This is a genomic window from Vibrio crassostreae 9ZC13 (assembly GCF_000272045.2).
Taxonomy (GTDB): domain Bacteria; phylum Pseudomonadota; class Gammaproteobacteria; order Enterobacterales; family Vibrionaceae; genus Vibrio; species Vibrio crassostreae_C.
This window is the reverse complement of the sequence record NZ_AJYZ02000041.1, coordinates 802448-823139: the sequence shown is the minus strand read 5'-3', so window position 1 is coordinate 823139 and position 20692 is coordinate 802448. Positions and strand designations below refer to the sequence as shown.

General features: G+C 44.7%; 15 protein-coding genes and 1 tRNA gene. 9 read left to right on the top strand and 7 right to left on the bottom strand.

Annotated features, from left to right (window positions below; all coding sequences use genetic code 11):
• Positions 1 to 172: 172 nt before the first annotated feature.
• The 4 genes from ubiG to yfaE all read left to right on the top strand — a co-directional run bounded on the left by ubiG (position 173) and on the right by yfaE (position 5222).
• Positions 173 to 916: a bifunctional 2-polyprenyl-6-hydroxyphenol methylase/3-demethylubiquinol 3-O-methyltransferase UbiG gene (ubiG, locus tag A136_RS18130; RefSeq protein WP_017063556.1), complete on the top strand. Its 744-nt coding sequence runs from the start codon at positions 173 to 175 to the stop codon at positions 914 to 916.
• A 508-nt stretch (positions 917 to 1424) separates the two neighbouring features.
• Positions 1425 to 3707, top strand: coding sequence for a class 1a ribonucleoside-diphosphate reductase subunit alpha (gene nrdA / locus A136_RS18125; protein ID WP_017063555.1), 2283 nt, complete (start codon positions 1425 to 1427; stop codon positions 3705 to 3707).
• Between the two features lie 103 nt (positions 3708 to 3810).
• Positions 3811 to 4944: a class Ia ribonucleoside-diphosphate reductase subunit beta gene (gene nrdB / locus A136_RS18120; RefSeq protein ID WP_017063554.1), complete on the top strand. Its 1134-nt coding sequence runs from the start codon at positions 3811 to 3813 to the stop codon at positions 4942 to 4944.
• Entirely contained in the window at positions 4944 to 5222 is a 279-nt protein-coding gene (gene yfaE, locus A136_RS18115; RefSeq protein ID WP_010438115.1) for a class I ribonucleotide reductase maintenance protein YfaE, read from the top strand. Before nrdB ends, yfaE begins: the two co-directional genes overlap by 1 nt.
• A gap of 172 nt (positions 5223 to 5394) precedes the next feature.
• Here yfaE and napF read toward each other — a convergent pair whose 3' ends face one another.
• On the bottom strand, positions 5395 to 5910 hold the full coding sequence (gene napF, locus A136_RS18110) for a ferredoxin-type protein NapF (protein WP_017060994.1): 516 nt from the start codon (positions 5908 to 5910) through the stop codon (positions 5395 to 5397).
• Positions 5910 to 6476, bottom strand: a complete 567-nt coding sequence (locus A136_RS18105; protein WP_017060995.1) for a TorD/DmsD family molecular chaperone — start codon at positions 6474 to 6476, stop codon at positions 5910 to 5912. The genes napF and A136_RS18105 overlap by 1 nt, the downstream gene beginning before the upstream one ends.
• A 198-nt stretch (positions 6477 to 6674) precedes the next feature.
• On the opposite strand from A136_RS18105, the gene A136_RS18100 reads away from it, so the two are divergent.
• Genes A136_RS18100 through A136_RS18090 form a run of 3 tightly spaced genes read left to right on the top strand, consistent with a single transcriptional unit; the run spans position 6675 to position 10592 of the window.
• Positions 6675 to 9113, top strand: coding sequence for a DmsA/YnfE/YnfF family dimethyl sulfoxide reductase (locus A136_RS18100; RefSeq protein WP_017063553.1), 2439 nt, complete (start codon positions 6675 to 6677; stop codon positions 9111 to 9113).
• Positions 9114 to 9124: 11 nt separating this feature from the next.
• Positions 9125 to 9745, top strand: coding sequence for a DMSO/selenate family reductase complex B subunit (locus tag A136_RS18095; RefSeq protein WP_004733360.1), 621 nt, complete (start codon positions 9125 to 9127; stop codon positions 9743 to 9745).
• 1 nt (position 9746) lies between these two features.
• The gene (locus tag A136_RS18090) at positions 9747 to 10592 is read left to right on the top strand and encodes a dimethyl sulfoxide reductase anchor subunit family protein (RefSeq protein ID WP_017060997.1); all 846 of its coding nucleotides are present in this window, start codon (positions 9747 to 9749) and stop codon (positions 10590 to 10592) included.
• A gap of 174 nt (positions 10593 to 10766) precedes the next feature.
• Here the strand turns inward: A136_RS18090 and A136_RS18085 are convergent, their stop codons facing one another.
• Positions 10767 to 12005, bottom strand: a complete 1239-nt coding sequence (locus A136_RS18085) for a CinA family nicotinamide mononucleotide deamidase-related protein (protein ID WP_017063552.1) — start codon at positions 12003 to 12005, stop codon at positions 10767 to 10769.
• 216 nt (positions 12006 to 12221) lie between these two features.
• Here A136_RS18085 and A136_RS18080 point away from each other — a divergent pair, with 216 nt between their 5' ends.
• Positions 12222 to 13130, top strand: coding sequence for a DUF3943 domain-containing protein (locus A136_RS18080; protein WP_017063551.1), 909 nt, complete (start codon positions 12222 to 12224; stop codon positions 13128 to 13130).
• Positions 13131 to 13397: 267 nt separating this feature from the next.
• Positions 13398 to 13910, top strand: a complete 513-nt coding sequence (locus A136_RS18075) for a glycine cleavage system protein R (protein ID WP_017061000.1) — start codon at positions 13398 to 13400, stop codon at positions 13908 to 13910.
• Between the two features lie 73 nt (positions 13911 to 13983).
• On the opposite strand, the gene nspC is transcribed toward A136_RS18075, so the two are convergent.
• The 4 genes from nspC to A136_RS18055 all read right to left on the bottom strand — a co-directional run bounded on the left by nspC (position 13984) and on the right by A136_RS18055 (position 20665).
• A complete protein-coding gene (nspC, locus tag A136_RS18070) occupies positions 13984 to 15123 on the bottom strand; it encodes a carboxynorspermidine decarboxylase (RefSeq protein ID WP_017063550.1) in 1140 nt (379 codons plus the stop codon).
• 199 nt (positions 15124 to 15322) lie between these two features.
• Entirely contained in the window at positions 15323 to 16576 is a 1254-nt protein-coding gene (locus tag A136_RS18065) for a carboxynorspermidine synthase (RefSeq protein WP_017061002.1), read from the bottom strand.
• An 8-nt stretch (positions 16577 to 16584) separates the two neighbouring features.
• Positions 16585 to 19524 (bottom strand): pyridoxal phosphate-dependent class III aminotransferase, encoded by a 2940-nt coding sequence (locus tag A136_RS18060; RefSeq protein ID WP_017063549.1) that lies wholly within the window; start codon positions 19522 to 19524, stop codon positions 16585 to 16587.
• Positions 19525 to 20589: 1065 nt separating this feature from the next.
• Positions 20590 to 20665: transfer RNA gene (locus A136_RS18055), tRNA-Gly, on the bottom strand.
• Positions 20666 to 20692: the final 27 nt, after the last annotated feature.

Genomic DNA, 20692 nt, shown 5'->3' with positions numbered 1-20692 from the left:
CACTTTCCCTCTCCTTTTACCATCTTGTGACCCTTGTAGCCAATCAATTGATGAGAAATTGCACCTCCGCATCATATCTTGCTGAAACATGGTCACTTTACATCCAATAAACTAGCAAAATTGTAGATCTTCTGGTCAGCGCGAAAAGGCAAGTTATAATGCCTGCAATTTCATGGATGCATTATTTAACTTGGAAATGCCGATTATGACTAAATCACAGAACGTAGACCCAGCAGAAATCAAGAAATTCGAAGACATGGCGTCGCGCTGGTGGGATCTGGAAGGCGAGTTTAAGCCTCTACATCAAATCAACCCACTGCGCCTAAATTACGTGCTAGAAAAGACCGAAGGTTTATTTGGTAAGAAAGTCCTCGATGTTGGCTGCGGTGGCGGCATTTTGGCTGAAAGCATGGCTGTTGAGGGCGCAGTAGTCACTGGCCTAGATATGGGTAAAGAACCGCTAGAAGTGGCACGTCTTCACGCATTGGAAACTGGCACCAAGCTCGATTATATCCAGAGCACCATCGAAGACCATGCAGAACAGAATCCACAAACTTACGATGTGGTGACATGTATGGAAATGCTAGAGCACGTTCCTGATCCACAATCTGTGATTAGTGCATGTTCAAAATTAGTGAAACCGGGTGGTCACGTGTTCTTCTCTACCTTGAACCGTAACTTCAAATCTTACCTGTTCGCTATTGTTGGTGCAGAAAAGCTACTTAAGATTGTTCCTGAGGGCACTCATGAGCACGAGAAGTTCATTCGCCCTGCAGAACTTATCAAGATGGTCGATAACACTCCGCTGCAAGAACTAGGGATTACAGGGCTGCACTACAATCCTCTTACGGACACTTATCGTTTAGGCACAAATGTAGACGTAAACTACATCGTCCACACGCAAAACTTTGGCTAAAAAATATCGGTAGCCCTACCGTAAAACCTTTTGTAAAAAAGACGAATGAAAAGAGTTGCAATTACCATAACTTTGCGACTTTTTTCAGTCTAAATTTCGTGCGCTAGCTTCCATTTTGACCACCTCGATTTAAATTTAATCGCCTAAAATCAATCGCCCATTTTGGCCAAAGATCAAGGAATTTTTTTTTATGGGCGTGCAAAAATAAAGCATCATTAAAAGCCGACTTTTATACAATCAAGTCACATATAACCTCATCAGTTAGTGGTCACTTACAGTTTTTTTTCAATCCACCACTTATCCACAAGCAACCCCATTTCTTTACCTTGAAAAATATCAGTTGTAGCACTATCTTGTAACCCAACAAACAAATGACCCCTATATGTTGTGTTTGAACTACAATGTATGGGTAGACCAAGATCACAAAGCCGAAACGTAATTTACAAAAATTACACAGAAATACACAAAAACACGGCCTTGTTCAGTTTTGTTAGGGAAATTAAGCAGAATGAACCAACAACTTACTGTTACCAAGCGTAACGGGCGCAAAGAAACGATCGATCTAGAGAAGATCCATCGCGTGATTACATGGGCAGCTGAAGGCTTGCACAATGTTTCTGTATCACAAGTAGAATTGAAAGCTCACATTCAGTTTTACGATGGCATCACCACTACTGACATTCATGAAACTATCATCAAGTCAGCAGCGGATTTAATCTCTGAAGAGACTCCTGATTACCAATATCTAGCAGCACGTCTGTCTGTATTCCACCTACGTAAAAAAGCGTACGGCGAATACGAGCCGCCTGCACTGTATGACCACGTTGCAAAACTGGTTGATATGGGTAAATACGATAGCCACCTTATGGAAGATTACACGAAAGCTGAATTCGAAGAGCTTGACGAGTACATCGACCACAAACGTGACTTAGACTTCTCTTACGCAGCGGTTAAGCAGCTCGAAGGTAAATACTTCGTGCAAAACCGTGTAACGAAAGAAATCTACGAGAGTGCTCAGTTCCTTTACATTTTAGTTGCTGCGTGTCTATTCGCTAAATACCCGAAATCGACTCGTCTTGACTACATCAAACGTTTTTACGACGCATCGTCTACGTTTAAGATTTCTCTACCTACACCGATCATGTCTGGTGTACGTACGCCTACTCGTCAATTCAGTTCTTGTGTACTGATCGAGTGTGGTGACAGCCTTGATTCAATCAACGCGACAGCAAGCTCAATTGTTCGGTACGTATCTCAACGTGCTGGTATTGGTATCAACGCAGGTCGTATCCGTGCGCTTGGTTCTGAAATCCGTAATGGTGAAGCGTTCCACACAGGCTGTATCCCTTTCTACAAATACTTCCAAACAGCAGTAAAATGTTGTTCTCAAGGTGGTGTTCGTGGCGGTGCAGCAACGGTATTCTACCCACTATGGCACGGTGAAGTTCAGTCTCTATTAGTACTGAAAAACAACCGCGGCGTTGAAGAGAACCGAGTTCGTCACATGGATTACGGCGTACAGCTGAACAAGCTTATGTACTCTCGCCTAGTTCAGGGTGGCAACATCAGCCTGTTCTCACCTTCAGACGTACCTGGCCTTTACGATGCGTTCTTCGAAAACCAAGACCGTTTTGAAGAGCTATACGTTAAGTACGAAAACAATCCTTCAGTGAAGCGTGAAACGGTTAAAGCCGTTGAGCTTTTCTCTCTGCTAATGCAAGAGCGTGCTTCTACTGGTCGTATCTACATTCAGAACGTTGACCACTGTAATACACACAGCCCGTTTGATTCTGAAGTAGCACCTGTTCGTCAATCGAACCTATGTCTAGAAATCGCGCTTCCTACTAAGCCACTTTCTAACGTAGAAGATGACGAAGGCGAAATTGCACTATGTACGCTTTCAGCATTCAACCTTGGCGCAATCAATGAACTGGACGACCTAGCAGAGCTTTCTGAGCTGGTTGTTCGTGCTCTAGATGCACTGCTTGATTACCAAGACTACCCGCTTCCAGCTGCATACAAGTCGACAATGAACCGTCGTACTTTAGGTGTAGGTGTAATCAACTACGCATACTACCTAGCGAAGAATGGTGTTAAGTACTCTGATGGCAGCGCGAATGGCCTGACTCACCGTACTTTTGAAGCAATTCAATACCACTTGCTAAAAGCATCTGTTGAACTAGCGAAAGAGCAAGGCCGTTGCCCATCTTTCCACGAGACCAACTACGCGAAAGGCCTACTGCCAATCGATACTTACAAAAAAGATATCGACTTAGTATGTGAAGAGCCACTGCACTACGATTGGGATTCTCTACGTGAAGAGATCATGGAGCACGGTCTGCGTAACTCTACGCTAACAGCGCTTATGCCTTCTGAGACATCGTCTCAAATCTCGAACGCGACTAACGGTATCGAGCCACCACGTGGTTACGTATCAGTGAAAGCATCGAAAGACGGCATCCTTAAGCAAGTGGTTCCAGATTTCCTAAATCTTAAAGAGAACTACGAGCTACTTTGGAACATTGGTTCTAACGACGGTTACCTACACCTAGTGGGTATCATGCAAAAATTCGTTGACCAAGCTATCTCTGCAAACACTAACTATGACCCAAGTGTTTACGACAGCGGTAAAGTACCAATGAAGAAGCTGCTTCAAGACCTACTAACAGCGTACAAGTACGGTGTTAAGACGCTTTACTACCATAACACTCGTGATGGTGCTAAAGACGACCAAGGCGATGCAGTTCAAGTGCCGGAAGAAGATTGTGAAGGCGGCGGTTGTAAGATCTAAACCGCAATAAACATTAAGACCCCAGAGAAGAGTTATCTTCTCTGGGTTTAAAGCATTAACAGGGTCCGTTTTATTACGGGTCTTTAAAGGATTTGAGGCATTTATGGCTTACAGTACTTTTTCTCAGCAAAAAAATGACCAACTAAAAGAACCAATGTTCTTGGGTCAGTCGGTAAACGTTGCACGTTACGACCAACAAAAATTCGAAATCTTCGAAAAGCTTATCGAGAAGCAGCTTTCTTTCTTCTGGCGTCCAGAAGAAGTAGACGTGTCTAGCGACCGTATCGACTACAACAAGCTTCCTGAGCATGAAAAGCACATCTTCATCTCTAACTTGAAGTACCAAACGCTTCTAGATTCAATCCAAGGCCGCAGCCCTAACGTTGCCCTACTTCCATTGGTATCTCTACCAGAAGTTGAAACTTGGATTGAAACTTGGTCTTTCTCTGAAACGATTCACTCTCGTTCTTACACGCACATCATCCGTAACATCGTGAATGATCCAGGCGTAGTATTCGACGACATCGTTGAAAATGAAGAGATTCTGAAGCGTGCTAAAGACATCGCTTTCTACTACGACGACCTAATCAAGCTAACGGCTGACTACCACCGCTACGGTGAAGGCAACCACAGCATCAACGGCGAAGACGTCAAGATTTCACTTCACGACCTGAAGAAGAAACTTTACCTATGTCTAATGTCTGTAAACGCACTAGAAGCGATTCGTTTCTACGTAAGTTTCGCATGTTCATTTGCATTCGCTGAGCGTGAGCTAATGGAAGGTAACGCGAAGATCATCAAGCTAATCGCTCGTGATGAAGCCCTTCACCTTACTGGTACACAGCACATGATCAACTTGCTACGCAATGGTCAAGATGATTTTGAATTCATGCAGATCGCTGAAGAGTGTAAGCAAGAGTGTTTCGACCTATTCAAAGAAGCGGCTGAGCAAGAGAAAGAGTGGGCAGAATACCTATTCAAAGATGGCTCTATGATTGGTCTGAACAAAGACATTCTTTGCCAATACGTTGAGTACATTACCAACATCCGTATGCAGGCTGTTGGCCTAGGTACGGCTTACCCAGCAGCAACGTCGAACCCAATTCCATGGATCAACGCTTGGTTGTCTTCAGATAACGTTCAAGTTGCTCCACAAGAAGCAGAAATCAGTTCTTACCTAGTTGGCCAAATCGACAACGAAGTAAAAGCTGACGACTTTGAAGGATTTGAGCTGTAATGCCAACAATCAAAATCAACAAACTGACTTCAATTGAATCTAACCCTTCAAACACTCTGTTGGAAACAATGGAACAAGCTGGGTTAGAGCCAGAATACAACTGCCGAGATGGTCACTGTGGCGCTTGCCGCTGCACGTTGGATTCTGGTGAGGTCGAGTACGTTGGTTTTGCTATGGCTTACACGCAAGGTAATGAGATATTGCCTTGTATCTGTAAAGCAAAGACTGAGCTATCGCTGAGTAACGTTATTCATAGAAACAAGCAAAAACGCGCATAAGCCAGCTGGCTTTAGGTCACTTTGTTCGAATATCGTCAATAAGAATCAAAAAAGGGTCCGCTTCCTTTAGGAATGCGGACCCTTTTCTATTTATGTCTTTAGGTATCTAAAGCGACTCGTCTATCACTCAACCAAATCTTCCTGTTGGCTTGTGTCATACAAAGCCAAACGTTTATTGCTGAGTCAGGTTAAGAGTCACAGAGCCAATATAACAAGCGCTTCGGCACTCTCCACAGCCGTTACACTTATCTTTGTCCACTGTAGGCAACTCTCCTACTTCGATGTGTATTGCACCAGCTGAACACGCCGTTTGGCATGCTGAACAGTCCATTTGCATGTAATTATTGCAGCTATCCGCAAAGCTCGGCTTGAGGTCGATATAAGGCGTGACCGTTGGATGAAGTGCGCCGGTCGGACACACTTCAGTGCATTTGTTACACATAGAACAACTGTTGTAATCCAAATTCAGCAGCGCACTGCCCTCTAGCATCTCAATAACGCTATTTGGACACGATTGTTCACACAATCCACAACCGTCGCAAAGACGCTCAAACAGCACCTCATCGACCGCTCTTGGCGGTCTTGCATGCAAGCGCTGTGATATCTCTTCATAATTCGCGGCTGCTTTAACCGGTTTAGAAAGTCGAGTTAAGAAACCGCGTCTATTTGAATTTATTTGTTCAGACATTAGTCGATATATAACTTTTTAGTAGCAACGTTTAAATTATATTCAGATATTAAGTACTTAAACCAATCTATTACATCAACCGATAGCTTTTTATAAAAAGATAACTCTGATGCTTTATTTAGTTTTTCTAAATAAACAGAAGACCAAGTTAATAAGTGACCCTCAAGTAATTCACCAGCCGAATTAATATTATTATTTTCTAACAAATACGCATGAGCGAATAACATTAAACCAAATTGATCTTCCGGCTCTCTTAACCCAGTGTCTAATTCAATCTGATTCAATTCTAAAAACTGGCGATACTCAACCGTAGAAGCACCAAACACAACGCGGTCTTTATCTAGGTACACAGAACCCCAAGGCGGAGCTGGCATGTCTCCAACGCCTTCAAACAGGCGGCTGAACTCTGCTGCGAGCGCATCTTCGTCTTCGCTTCTTAATGCCTGCAAGCATTCTTCAGAGAGTACTTCGCTCTCAACCAAAGCTTCGACAATGGTGATTAACTGTTCTTTACTTGTCGCTTGATAAAATAGCGAACCCAATAATTTATGCGTATCGATAATCATTATTATTTATACCGTTATAGGTTTAAAGATAATTATATAAATAAGACGATTTAATTCTTTGATCTATTTTATACATTCGATTCATAAGATTTAAATTTCGCTCTTATTTGATGCCAATCAATCAACAATCCGAAATAAAAACATAAAAAACAAACTACCTATAAAGTGCTAGCCATCAATAGCAAAAGGCATCTTAGAATGACGAATAAGAAAGAATCTGGGGTAATGAATCTTACTCGAAGAGGCTTCATGAAAGCTTCTTCTGCAGTAGGTAGTGCAGCCGCACTTGCGGGCGGTATCGCTTTACCTTTCAAATCCAAACCAGTAGCGGCTGCGGTTGCTGAGAATGTGGATGAGAAAATCGTATGGAGTGCATGTACAGTAAACTGTGGCTCTCGCTGCCCACTGCGTATGCATGTACAAAACGGTGAAATCAAATACGTAGAAACCGACAACACAGGTACTGACGAATACGGTCATCACCAAGTTCGTGCGTGTCTACGTGGTCGCTCGATGCGCCGCCGTGTTTACAACCCAGATCGCCTGAAATACCCAATGAAACGTGTGGGTAAACGTGGTGAAGGTAAATTCAAACGTATTAGCTGGGAAGAGGCTTACGATGAAGTCGCTGGCACCATGCAACGCCTTATCAAAGACTACGGTAACGACACTATCTACCTAAACTACGGTACAGGTACGCTGGGCGGTACAGTAACTAAATCTTGGCCACCAGCTCAAACGCTGATTGCTCGCCTAATGAACCTAAGTGGTGGTTACTTAAACCATTACGGTGACTACTCAACAGCGCAAATCACGAAAGGCTTGAGCTACACCTACGGCGGTTGGGCAAACAACAACTCTTTCTCTGATTTAGAGAACACTAAACTTAACATTCAGTTTGGTAACAACCCTGCTGAGACACGTATGTCTGGTGGCGGTCTGATCCACCACTACGTAGAGAGCAAAAACAAATCGAACGCAAGAACGATCATCATCGACCCTCGCTACACCGATACTGCCGGTGGTCGTGAAGATCAATGGATCCCAATTCGTCCTTCTACCGATGCTGCGTTGGTTGCCGGCCTTGCACACGTGATGATCACGGAAGACCTTGTCGACCAACCGTTCCTAGACAAATACTGCGTAGGTTACGACGAGAAAACTCTGCCTGCATCAGCGCCTAAAAACAGCGACTACAAATCTTACATCCTAGGTTTAGGTGAAGATGGCGTAGAGAAAACACCAGAGTGGGCTTCTAAGATCACGGGTATTCCAGTTGATACTATCGTGAAGCTTGGTCGTGAGATGGGCACAGCAAAACCGTGTGCTATCCACCAAGGTTGGGGGTTACAACGTACTGCGAACGGTGAGCTAGCTTGTCGTGCAATCGCAATGCTGTCGCTACTCACCGGTTCTGTGGGTGTATCAGGCGGTTCAACAGGTGCTCGTGAAAGTGACATCAACATTCCGTTTGTGCGCTTCCCTACTGTGCCAAACCCAGTTGAAACGTCTATTTCAATGTTCATGTGGACAGACGCGATTTACCGTCACCATGAAATGACCGACATCACTGATGGTGTTCGCGGTGCAGAGCGCCTTAAGAACCCAATCAAAATGATCTGGAACTACGCAGGTAACTGCATCATCAACCAACACTCAGACATCAACAAGACTCACGCGATTCTTCAAGATGAAAGTGCGTGTGAAATGATTGTCGTGGTTGATAACCATATGACTTCTTCAGCGAAATACGCCGATATCATCCTGCCAGACTTAACAACGTCTGAGCAAGACGACTGGTGTATGGACGGTAAAGCGGCGAACATGCCTTACTTCATCTACGCGCAGAAAGCGATTGAGCCTCAGTTTGAAGCGAAATCTATCTACGAGATGTGTACTCAGCTTGCAAAACGCATGGGCGTAGAAAAAGAGTTCACCGAAGGCCGTACTCAAGAGCAATGGATTGAGCACCTTTACGCAGAAACTCGTAAGAACGATCCAACACTGCCAACCTTCGAAGAGATGAAAGAGCTGGGTATCTACAAACGTAGCTACGACCACCACTACATCGCTTACGAAGACTTCCGCAAAGATCCTGAAGCGAACCCACTGACTACACCAAGTGGCAAGATTGAGATCTACTCAGAGCAACTGGCTGATATCGCGAAGACTTGGAAGCTGAAAGAAGACGAAGTGATTCACCCACTTCCGATTTACGCGGACTCTTTCGAAGGTCATAACGACCCACTAGCAGAGAAGTACCCACTTCAGCTAACCGGTTTCCACTACAAGGCTCGTACTCACTCGACTTACGGCAACGTTGCAGAAATCAAAGCAGCAGCACCGCAAGAGTTGTGGATCAACCCAATCGATGCAAAAGAACGTGGTATTGATAGCGGCGACATGGTGAGTATTTTCAACGACCGTGGCGAAGTACATATTCCAGCGAAAGTGACACCTAGGATTCTTCCTCGAGTTGTCGCACTAGGCGAAGGTGCATGGTACGCACCAGATGGTCAGAAGATCGACCATGCAGGCTCTATCAACGTGCTGACGACTCAGCGCCCGAGCCCACTTGCTAAGGGTAACCCTCAGCATACAAACCTAGTTCAAATCAAAGCGCTAAAGAAAGCATAAGGTAGGTTGGAATGAAACAATACGGCTTTTACATTGATTCAAGTAAATGCACGGGTTGTAAAACCTGTCAGCTTGCTTGTAAAGATTATAACGATCTAGACATCAAAACGAACTACCGTCGCGTATACGAATATGCCGGTGGTGGCTTCACTCAAGATGGTGATACCTGGGTTCAGAAAGATGTCTTTTCTTACTACCTATCTATCGCTTGTAACCACTGTACTAACCCAGCGTGTGTGAAAGTGTGTCCTTCGGGCGCAATGCACAAACGTGATGAAGACGGTTTGGTTGTGGTTGATGAGAGCGTATGTATTGGTTGTCAGCACTGTAGCAATGCGTGTCCTTACGGCGCACCACAATACAATGCTAAGAAAGGTCATATGACGAAATGCGATGGTTGTTACCAACGTGTTTCTGAAGGCAAACAGCCTATCTGTGTTGAGTCTTGCCCACTTCGTGCATTGGAGTTTGGTGAAATCAATACACTTCGCGAGAAGTACGGCTCTGGTGCGGATGTGGCTCCACTGCCATCTTCAACAGAAACGCTACCAAACATCGTGATTAAGCTGAACAAAAACGCGAAGCCGACTGGCGATACCAGCGGTCACCTAGCAAACCCGAAGGAGGTGTAAGATGATTTTTCATGAGTGGTCTTTAATCTTCTTTACGGTGCTGGCGCAAACTGCGGTTGGTGGTTACTTACTGATTGGCGCACGTGCACTGGTACTTGGTCATGACGAAGAGAAGCTGAACAGCTACAAGGTTCCAATGTTTATCCTATGGGTACTGATGGGTCTTGGCTTCATGTTCTCGACAACGCACCTTGGCTCTCCACTGCGCGCGTTTAACGCTTTTAATCAGCTAGGTTCGGCTTGGTTGTCTAACGAAGTGTTCTTCGGTGCGGCATTCTTCGCTGTCGGTGGCCTGCAATGGTTACTGTCGGTAGTCAAGAAAGGTGGCGTTGCTATCCAGAAAGCACTGATGGTTGGCGCGATGGTACTGGGTGTTATCTTCATGTACGCGATGATCAACGTATACATGATCAACACAGTACCGACGTGGGACAACATCTACACACCACTGAGCTTCATCATGACGATGGTTGTGGGTGGCTTGCTGTTATCTCAGTTCGTGATTGTATTCGCAAACGACAGCCGCTTTACGGTTGACCGTAACATCACCATGTTGGCTGTTATCGCTGTTGCTATCAGCTTGCTTGTGACAGTAGGAAAACTGAACCTAATCGGAGACATCCAAACTTCAGCGGCAAAAGCGTCTGAGTTAGTCGATGGTTTAGGTAGCTATGTGATTCTTCAAGTGGCACTGCTAATGGCAAGCTTGTTGATTTGGATTCTACCTATGCTGAACAAAGCAAAAGTGAACCCAGTTAACCTTGGCTTAGCACTAGTATTGTTCTTGGCTTCAGAGTTAATCGGCCGTGGTTTGTTCTACAGCCTACATATGACAAGCGGTTTGTAATCGAGTTCTTACAGAGATGAGTTGCGTGTAGACATCGCTGCTTGTTTGGTTATCTAGAAGGCTAGATAAACAAAAGGCCCAACACCTATTTAGATGTTGGGCCTTTTTATTTCGTTTTTTCTAGCGTTTTTAATACAGACTTAGCGAGTTCACTTACATCGTTAGCTTACATAGCTACTTAATGATAGCCGCTGGAATAAACATGTCTTTTAATCGCTTAACCGAAGAATAAGTACCAAACATCGGTTTGTTATCTAAATGCCTTCTCAGCATATCGGCGGCAACGGTCTTAATCACGTTGCGTTGGTCTTCACGCGAGTACTGACGATAAAACTCAAGTACCTGCCCCCACTCGCCTGCTTCAGTCGACAATGCAACGCTGAATGTGTTGCCTTCCAGCTTACCAGTCACCAAAGCCAATTCAGTTCCGCACTTATCTCTTGTTGCTCCAGCCAGCGCAAAGGTCGCGGCTAATGGATCGCTCTTTTCAAGTTCGCTCTCTTTTGGCTCAGCCATCACCCATGAGTGTCCGAAGCAATCTTCTATCTGCTCATTCAATTGCAGCCACGCTGACAGTGAACCTTTGGTCGACACTTCAGACACAGATAACGTCTTCTTTTTTTCCGCCATGATGTGTCCAATATGGTCAATCATCGGCTCATCAACACTAACGACATTACTCTCTAGCAGCTTGTAAACCATCTGCAGGAGCTTAACGCGAGTTTCTAAGTCTGCCTTAGGACCAAACAGTTTGACCTCAATGAACGGCAGATAAGAGCGATAACCAAGTTCATAACCTTCTGGCAGCTTTAGTTGATCCAAAACATCAGAGATACCGGACTCAGACAAACCAAACGTAAACAGTCGACTGCATTCAGAGGCAACCACTTGAGGGTAGGTACACGACAAGTCAGGAAGAATCTCAAACGTCACCATGCGCTTGAATTCACTTGGTACACCCGGCGTGAAATAGAAAGTCGCATCGTTAATTTTCAGTTTGAAGCCACAAGCCGTCCCTACAGGGTTATCGACAATCTCTGAACTCGCAGGTAACAAAGCTTGTTTAAGGTTGCTGTCTGGCATTGGCATGCCACGTCCAGAGAACATCTCTTCCATACGATCAAGCCATTCAGGGAACATGACGAGTTTCTGCTCGGAAGCAGCTGCAGCGGCGGCAGCACTCATATCATCGGTTGTCGGGCCTAAACCACCATTAACGATAACCACATCATAGTTAAAGCTCAGCATCAGCAGTTCTTCAACAAGAGCATTCATTTGATCACCCACAGTTGAGCGCTTAGCAAGCGCAAAACCATGCTGATAAAACTCAGCAGACATCCAAGCTGCGTTTGTATCTACAATGTCTCCATGAAGAACTTCTTCACCTGTGCTTAACATTGCGATTTTCGTCATATTTCTATCCCTTGTTGTCATAAAAAGACACTGCATTATTTACAAACTGGTCTATGGTTGAATTTGGATCAATTCGCCTTTTCATTAATATTAATATTAATAATGTTAAACCTAAGGTTTTCTTAGGAAAAGCTATAAATTATTAGTTCCCTAAATCAGGCATTTAATAGATAATTGTGACCCTGATCAATTCCAAACTTTCTCATGGAGACCCTTGTGGCCAAATCACCGTTACTAGCAAAGGTTACTGCCGCATTTTCAATGCTAATGTCAGTTAACTCGGTTGCAAGCCAATACGACTTCGACCTGCCAATCAACCTTTCTTACTCGGATGAATGTGCTCAAGATTACTGTTTTAATGACAACTTGTACACCTACAAGCCTAGTACCAATTACGCACTGAGCGAATCGAGTGATGAGTACGACTTCTCAATCCAACAACCAAAACACATGTTGGTGAGTCAGGAGAAAGATTGGGATTACCTAATGGGTCAAACCTACACCATTCTTGGCTTGAGTGTCGCGACAGTGGGTCTAATGACTCTGCTCCCTGAAAGTATCACTAAGTGGGATGATGACCAACGTGATATCAGCTCATTAGGTAAAAAGTGGAAAGATAACGTTTCTGCTGGTCCAACATGGGACCGTGACGAACACTTCCTAAACTACGTAATGCACCCATATTTCGGTGGTGTTTACTACACCGCAGCTCGACACGCAGGTTACGACGAGTTTGAGTCATTCTTATACTCTTGGACTATGTCGACGTTCTTCTGGGAATACGGCGTAGAAGCGTTTGCAGAAGTACCTTCATGGCAAGATCTCTTCATCACACCTTTCTTCGGTGCGGTTGTCGGTGAAATGATGCTAGAAGCAGAGCAGGATATCATTGCTTCAGGTGGCGAAGTGATGGGCTCTCAAACCATGGGTGATGTGTCGCTATTCTTCCTTAACCCTGTTGGACACATTCACTACTGGGTAAGTGACGCATGGGGCGGTGATGCAGAAGTTAACCTGAATACTAACCCTTGGTGGGATAACCAAGACGCTGCACGTTTTGCTTACGATGCTGGCGCACCATACGACTCTCAGTTTGTTGGTATGAACTTCAAAGTAACGTTCTAATTCGTCTCTAGTACTACTCAATATAAGTTATTGAATATAAGTTGCTGAATCATCAATCACAGTGACAACTCTTCTAAAAAGCGGCTCTCTAGCCGCTTTTTTTGTGCCCTACTCTTCATTCTCTTTTTTTGCATCGAAGCTTAGTTTCAAAAATTGACCTAGGTCAAACATTGTTCGATGTAACCTTCTACACTGAAATTAAAGAACTTTATCGCGTGATATCAAACATTTAATTAGCAAAGAATAATTGAAAACTTGGGGGCTGATATGAACAGTACATTTATCGTAAACTTTATCGGAAAAGCATCACCAGCAACAATCAAACAGCTTGCTGCGGTTACTCACGAAAACGACGGCAAATGGCTCATCAGTAAAGTGAACTTTATTGAAGACCAAGTCGCAGGCGTACTAAAGGTTCAACTTCCAGCCATCAACGAATCGATTGTAAAAGAAGCGTTCAGCGCCAATCCAGATCTCATCGTGCAGTTTGTCGATTCCGATCATACACACAATGTTCAAGACACGGTCCATCACTTGAGACTCGACTCTAACGACCGAGCAGGTATCGTCAACGAAGTGACTCATGTATTGGATAGACAAGGAATCAGTATTCTCGATATGGATTGTCACCGCGTCTTTATCGCTGGTGGCGGCGGTGTTAGCTCAAGTCTATTCACATCAAAAATCGCCGTTAAGCTGCCAATCGAAGTACAGATCGACGACGTAGTTAATGAACTCGAAACGCTCAGTGAAGATACTCGTGTGATGATTGAAAGCTAAATAAACAAAATTAAAGAACAAAAAAGAGCAGCTCATTAGCTGCTCTTTGTATTGCTCTGAATTTGTGATTCAGTTACTTAACTGACCATTGTGATAATGAGCGTTTGAAGTCTTCATAGCCGAATTCATTTAGCTTCTGAACTTCACCACTGCTACGTTCACAGTAGATTGAAGGCATTTTAAGGCCATTGAACCAGTTCAATTTCACCATTGTGTAACCCGCGCTGTCTAACAGATGCAGCTTTTGACCAATCTTAAGTGGCTCATCAAAGCTCGCTTCGCAGAACTGATCGCCCGCAAGACATGAACACGAACCAATCACGTAGTCATGGCTGCCTGTTTCTGATGCTTCCAATACTGATGCGGGCTCATTGTAGATAAGCGTGTCAAGGCGGTGCGCCTCAGTCGCTGAATCCACAATCGCTGTTTTCTTCACGTTCTCAACAATATCGACCACTGTCACAACTAGGTCGGTTGTTTTAGTGATGATCGCTTCACCCGGCTCAAGATACATCTGCACACCGTGCTTTTCAGAGAAGGCTTTCAGCGCAAGACCGAGTTTTTCGATGTCATAGCCAGGCCATGTGAAGAACACACCTCCGCCCATGCTCACCCAGTCCAACTTATCTAAGTGCTCACCAAACTGTTCTGAGATTGAATCAAGCAGGCCGATAAACGCATCGACGTCTTTGTTCTCACAGTTCATGTGGAACATCACACCATTAATCTCATCGAAAATTTCTGGTTTGATGTGGTCAGCTTGCACGCCCAAACGCGAGAATTGACGTGCTGGATTCGCCAAGTCTTGCCCTGCGTAGCTCACGCCCGGATTTAAACGTAAACCCAGTGAAGCTTTACCTTCAACAATATGACGGTAAGCAGCAAGTTGGCTTTGAGAGTTGAAGATCATCTTGTCGCAGATGTCAGCAACCTCTCTCACGTCATCTTCACTGTAGCCCACACTGTAAGCATGAGTTTCACCGCCAAAAGTTTCGTGACCTAATTTCACTTCATAAGGGCCAGAACTAGTAGTACCGTCTAGGTACGGTTTGATGATGTCAAACACGCCCCAAGTCGAGAAGCACTTAAGCGCAAGTACCAATTTCACACCTGAAATCTCTTTCAGTTGCTTGGCTTTTTCTAAGTTCGCAATCAACTTGTCTTCGTTGATCATGAAATATGGGGTTTTTAGTTCTTCTTTCTTAAACGTCATTTTTGTAAACACTCAAGCAGCATCTATAGATGGAAAGGTAAATTAACAATTTTGGTGTGATTTATTTTGATTTTGTCCTGTCCGAGCGCAGTGAGTTACAAAATCAAAATAAATGATACCAAAGCTTCAAGGCTATCATCATCGAAAAGGGAACAATCCATGTCCCCTTTAATTAGCAATCAAAACAAGAAATCAGTTCTTATTTTTTCAGCTCATGAATCACTGGAAGACCTTGGCCTGCTTCAAGCTCTTGAACATGCCAATCTAGACCAATTTCCGGCATAGTTGCTAGGAACGGATCTGGATTTAACTGTTCCATGTTGAACACGCCTTTATCAGCCCATTCGCCACGGAAGAACTGAAGTGCAGCGGTAATCGCTGGAACACCAGTTGTGTAAGAGATCGCTTGGTGCTCTACGTCTTCGTAAGCCACTTCGTGGTCTGCGTTATTGTAGATGAATACGCTACGCTCTTTACCATCTTTCTTACCTTGAACCCAAGTACCGATACACGTTAAACCAGTGTAACCAGGAGCTAGAGATGTTGGATCCGGTAGTAGTGCTTTAAGAACATGCAGAGGCTGAACCACAGTACCATCGTGCAGTGTTAGCGGATCTGGGCTAAGAAGACCGATATCACGCATGCAGTTGAAGTAGTTCAAGTATGCATCACCAAAGCCCATCCAAAATTCGATACGCTTAGCTGGGATGAACTCTTTCATTGAACGAACTTCATCGTGCGCCATTGAGTAAACTTTGTGAGAACCACAGTTCGGGAATTCAAACTCAAGCATACGAGAGTGACAAGGTACTTGTTTCCACTCTTCATTTTCCCAGTAGAAAGAATCGCCTTGGATCTCAAGCATGTTGGTTTCTGGGTCAAAGTTTGTCGCAAACTTCTTGCCGTGGTCACCAGCATTCACATCCATTACATCAATTGAGTCAATCTCATCGAACAAGTGCTTAACCGCGTATGCAGCAAAGATTGATACCACACCTGGATCGAAACCAGCACCAAGAATACCTGTGATGCCTGCTTCAGCGAACTTCTCACGGTAGCCCCACTGCCAATCGTAAGCTTGTGGTACTTGTTGGCCTTCAGAACATAGGTCAACCGCTACCGATGTATCTAAATAAGAAACTTTAGATTGGTAACATGCTTCCATGATTGCCATGTTTACCCAAGGAGGACCAGCGTTGATCACTAGATCCGGCTGAACTTCTTTAATCAAAGCAACAAGCGCATCAACATCATCAGCGTCTACTGAACGTGCTTCTAGTTTCTTAGTTGAATCTTTAAGGTTGTTTTTGCCCTTGATAGATTCGATGATTTTTTCACACTTCGCGATTGTGCGAGAAGCGATTGTGATATCACCCAGTACTTCGTTATTTTGTGCTGCTTTGTGTGCAACAACCCAACCAACGCCGCCTGCACCAATTTGTAGAATAGCCATAGTATTAATTACCCTTGTTGTTCTGCTAGCTCAGTGGCTAGAGTTTGAATTTTGTTAATTAGAGATTTGAAATCTGATGTCTTTAGGCACGGATTCAAGATAGTGAATTTAAGCGCACTCTTACCATCCACGACCGTTTCACCGAGTACTGCAACACCACGAGTCAGCGCTTCCAGTCTTAGCGTTTGATTCAATTTGTCTAAATCTAGCTCGCCGTTTGCTGACGGCTTAGATCGGAACAGCACTGTTGATAGTGACGGCTCTGCGAGTAGCTCTAAGTCAGCTTGGTTTTGAATCAGGTCTGCCACTTCTAGCGTTTGCTCAAGAAGATGGTCGTACATATCACCCAACTGCTTTGGTCCAACGCTTTGCATCGTCATGAAGACTTTCAATGCATCGAAACGCTTGGTGGTCGCAATAGACTTATCCACTAGATTTGGCAGTTCATCGTGTTCGCGGTTTAGGTAATCTGCGTGATGTAGAAGGTACTTAAAGTTCGCTTTGTCTTTCAACAATACCGCGCCGCAGCTGATTGTTTGATAGAACAATTTGTGGAAATCGACACTCACAGAGTCCGCTTTTTCGATGCCTTGTAAGCGAGCCTTGTGGCTACTCAAGATAAGCGCGCCACCGTATGCACTGTCGACATGGAACCAAAGATCTTGCTGACTTGCGATTTCTGCAATCGCATCAAGGTCATCGATAGCACCATGATCGGTTGTGCCCGCGGTACCAATCACAGCAAAAGGAATCAGACCTTGTGCTTTCAGTGCTTTCACTTCTGCGTCTAGCAAGTCAGGCTTGATAGTGCCGTTTGCATTGGTATCAACACAGCACACTGCCGCTTCGCCTAGCCCTAGTAGAGAGGCTGACTTTTGAACCGTGAAGTGAGATTTCTTTGAACATAAGATACGCAGCTTGCTCGCGTATTCTGGTAAGCCAAGCTTTTGGATAGAATGACCATTGTGCTTATCCGCAACCCAGTCTCTCGCAAGCAATAAACCCATTAGGTTACTTTGCGTGCCTCCGCTAGTGAAAACACCGTCAGCTTGTGCGCCAAGTTGGTATTTGTCACACATCCAATCCACAACGCGCTGCTCAACATAAGTCGCAGCCGATGCTTGGTCCCATGAATCCATTGATTGATTCAATGCCGCGATAATCGATTCCGCTGCTACCGAAGCCATAAGAGGAGGAGTGTGAAGGTGTGCAATGCAATCTGGGTGTTGCACGAAGATGGAGTTTGCAGCGACAAGGTCTGCAGTACTATCTACAACATCAACCAAAGCGTGTTGATTGTTATCAAGGTCGACAGCATTGATAGCTGCTTCTAGCACTTTTGGATCTAAACCCGAATAAGGGGTTTCAACCTGTTCAAAAACCGCTTTCATCGCTTGAGTGGTTTGGTTCATCACGTTAGCAAATTCGTCGCTACCGCCTAAACCTGTATGGATGAAATGCTTGTTCCATTCTTGGTTTGCTTGTTCGCTTGAAGTTGGGTCTTGTTGTAAGCCACCACCAGCTGCGATGATCGCTTCTTCCATTACGCGGAGTGCAAAGTCAATCTGCTCAAAAGAGATAATCATTGGCGGAAGGAAACGAATTACCGAGCCATCACGACCACCCTTTTCAACCATCAAGCCACGCTCTAACGCTGCTCGTTGAATCGCTAGGGTTAGTTCGCCGTCTGATTGTGGTTCGCCAAACTTGTTAAGCTCACCATTTGGTTGTTTGATCTCAGCACCGAGCATCAGGCCTTTACCACGAACTTCAGCAATACAGCTAACGCGTGATTGAATCTTCTCAAGCCCGTGACGTAAATATTGGCCTGCGATGTTCGCGTGCTCAACTAAGCCATCTCGTTCGATGATCTCCAACGCCTTAGCGCCAGAGACCATTGCTAATTGGTTACCACGGAATGTACCGGTGTGCTCACCCGCTTTCCATGTATCAATGCTCTTATCGAACACAAGCAGCGACATAGGCAGTCCGCCACCAATCGCTTTAGATAAACATAAGATATCTGGATTAACACCAGACTCTTCAAACGCAAATCGATGGCCAGTTTTGCCCACACCACACTGAATCTCATCAAAAATCAGTAGGATGCCGTGCTCATCACAGATGCGACGTAGGCCTTGTAACCAAGATGCTGGAGCAGGAATCACACCGCCCTCACCTTGCACAGGCTCAACGATCATCGCCGCCGGTTTCATGATGCCAGACTCGTCATCATTCAACATACGTTCGATGTAACGAATGCTCGCGTTAGCACCCGCTTCACCACCAATACCAAACGGGCAGCGTAGGTTGTATGGGAAAGGCATGAAGTGCACATCAGACATCAAGCCGCTACGACGCTCTTTAGTGCCGAGGTTACCCATCATACCCATGGTGCCGTTCGTCATACCATGGTAAGCACCACGGAAAGCAAACATGGTGTTGCGACCTGTGGTTTGCTTGGCGAGCTTGATCGCCGCTTCCACAGCGTCAGCGCCAGATGGGCCACAGAATTGAAGAACCGAGTTATTTGAAAAGTCTTGAGGAAGAAAAGCTTTAACTCGCTTGATAAACGTCTCTTTTGCTTGAGTCGTGATATCAAGTGTTTGGTATGGCAAACCAGAATCGAGTTGGTCTTTAAGTGCTTGGTTAATCTCAGGGTGGTTGTAACCCAGAGAAAGTGTACCTGCACCGGCTAAGCAATCGAGAAAGAGTTGGCCACGAGTATCTTCAACTAAAGCGCCACATGCTCGTTTAATAGCAATAGGCAGGCGTCTTGGGTAAGAGCGAACATCCGACTCATGCTGTTCTTGCTCTAGCAAAATAGCGTCAGGTGTTAGGTCGTACGTTCCCTCTAAGATAGGAACCATAGTTGAAAATGAATTTGCGATAGTATTGATATCGACTTCAAAGGCGGTAGTCATAAAAGTCCCCTTGAATGTGTTCATACTCACCTCCATCAGACGCAATTACCCACCAACTCTCGTTAAATTTGGAGAGAGTTCATAGTGAAGTACACGTATTGTCTAGAAATGAGATATAGCTGTACGCTCGCATAAGTCAAATGACGAATACGAAATTAAGCCGTCTTAAGACAGCGATAAATTGTTAGCGTGAGCTCAAGGTTCAGTAATGCTACTGTTTTGAAGAATTGGACATTTTTGCAGGATCGGGCAGCTATGAGGAGCTGGTCCCTTTGGAAATGCAGAGCTGATTAGCAATGTTGTAATTAGTGTGTTCAATGTTGGGTTTCCCATTAACATGACGAACTGCGCCATAAGTATCCCGTCTATCAGCTAAAGGACTAGCCAATACCTACCCTACGTAATGTCCCAATCAGCAAGAATGGTCACTACGCGTATCCCCCAGAAGCAATCGTTGCTCTTCTTGAACATTTTCATTCCGAGATTGCGCGGAAAAGTAACATAAAGTGAAATGAACGATCAATAGTTTTTAGTAATAGCTTGATAAATAGCAGCGGTGGCTAAGCAATTGCTGTAAATATCGTCACACTATCGTTTGGGAAAGAGATCCCCGGTTCATTCGTTCCTCATACCCGAGGATGACGACGTGGGGTTATAAACGTTGCTAGAGAAGCTTTTAGGTCATGGCGTCACTCCCTAGAGCGAGGAATGAGTTCATAGGGAGTCCCGAACAACATGTCGATGTATGGCTTTATTAAAGAAGTTACCTGATGCAATAGATTAAACTGAAGTTAATCAGCAAGCGGCAAGAGATCCCCGCTTCAATCGTTCCTCACGCCCGAGGATGACGACGTGGGGTTATAAACGTTACTAGAGAGACTTTGAGGTCAAGGCGTCTTTCCGTCATTCCCTAGCACGAGGAACGAGTTCATAGGGAATCTCGCTTTTAAAAACTAACTTGATTGCAAAATTTGAAACAGAGATAGAAATGAATGTTGAGTGCGGATTCGAACAAGAAGAGTTCTTAAACGTAAAAGCTAAACGTCAGAAACCAAAAAGCCCGAACATTTCTGTTCGGGCTTCTTAATTTGGAGCGATACATCGGGTTCGAACCGATGACCTCAACCTTGGCAAGGTTGCGCTCTACCAACTGAGCTAGTATCGCATTTGCTTTATCGAGATAAAGACTTTA

Excerpts from the sequence above, each read along its gene's own strand:
- ubiG (WP_017063556.1), top strand. The coding sequence starts at position 173 with ATGGATGCATTATTTAACTTGGAAATGCCGATTATGACTAAATCACAG.
- nrdA (WP_017063555.1), top strand. The coding sequence starts at position 1,425 with ATGAACCAACAACTTACTGTTACCAAGCGTAACGGGCGCAAAGAAACG.
- nrdB (WP_017063554.1), top strand. The coding sequence starts at position 3,811 with ATGGCTTACAGTACTTTTTCTCAGCAAAAAAATGACCAACTAAAAGAA.
- yfaE (WP_010438115.1), top strand. The coding sequence starts at position 4,944 with ATGCCAACAATCAAAATCAACAAACTGACTTCAATTGAATCTAACCCT.
- napF (WP_017060994.1), bottom strand. The coding sequence starts at position 5,910 with ATGTCTGAACAAATAAATTCAAATAGACGCGGTTTCTTAACTCGACTT.
- A136_RS18105 (WP_017060995.1), bottom strand. The coding sequence starts at position 6,476 with ATGATTATCGATACGCATAAATTATTGGGTTCGCTATTTTATCAAGCG.
- A136_RS18100 (WP_017063553.1), top strand. The coding sequence starts at position 6,675 with ATGACGAATAAGAAAGAATCTGGGGTAATGAATCTTACTCGAAGAGGC.
- A136_RS18095 (WP_004733360.1), top strand. The coding sequence starts at position 9,125 with ATGAAACAATACGGCTTTTACATTGATTCAAGTAAATGCACGGGTTGT.
- A136_RS18090 (WP_017060997.1), top strand. The coding sequence starts at position 9,747 with ATGATTTTTCATGAGTGGTCTTTAATCTTCTTTACGGTGCTGGCGCAA.
- A136_RS18085 (WP_017063552.1), bottom strand. The coding sequence starts at position 12,005 with ATGACGAAAATCGCAATGTTAAGCACAGGTGAAGAAGTTCTTCATGGA.
- A136_RS18075 (WP_017061000.1), top strand. The coding sequence starts at position 13,398 with ATGAACAGTACATTTATCGTAAACTTTATCGGAAAAGCATCACCAGCA.
- nspC (WP_017063550.1), bottom strand. The coding sequence starts at position 15,123 with ATGACGTTTAAGAAAGAAGAACTAAAAACCCCATATTTCATGATCAAC.
- A136_RS18065 (WP_017061002.1), bottom strand. The coding sequence starts at position 16,576 with ATGGCTATTCTACAAATTGGTGCAGGCGGCGTTGGTTGGGTTGTTGCA.
- A136_RS18060 (WP_017063549.1), bottom strand. The coding sequence starts at position 19,524 with ATGAACACATTCAAGGGGACTTTTATGACTACCGCCTTTGAAGTCGAT.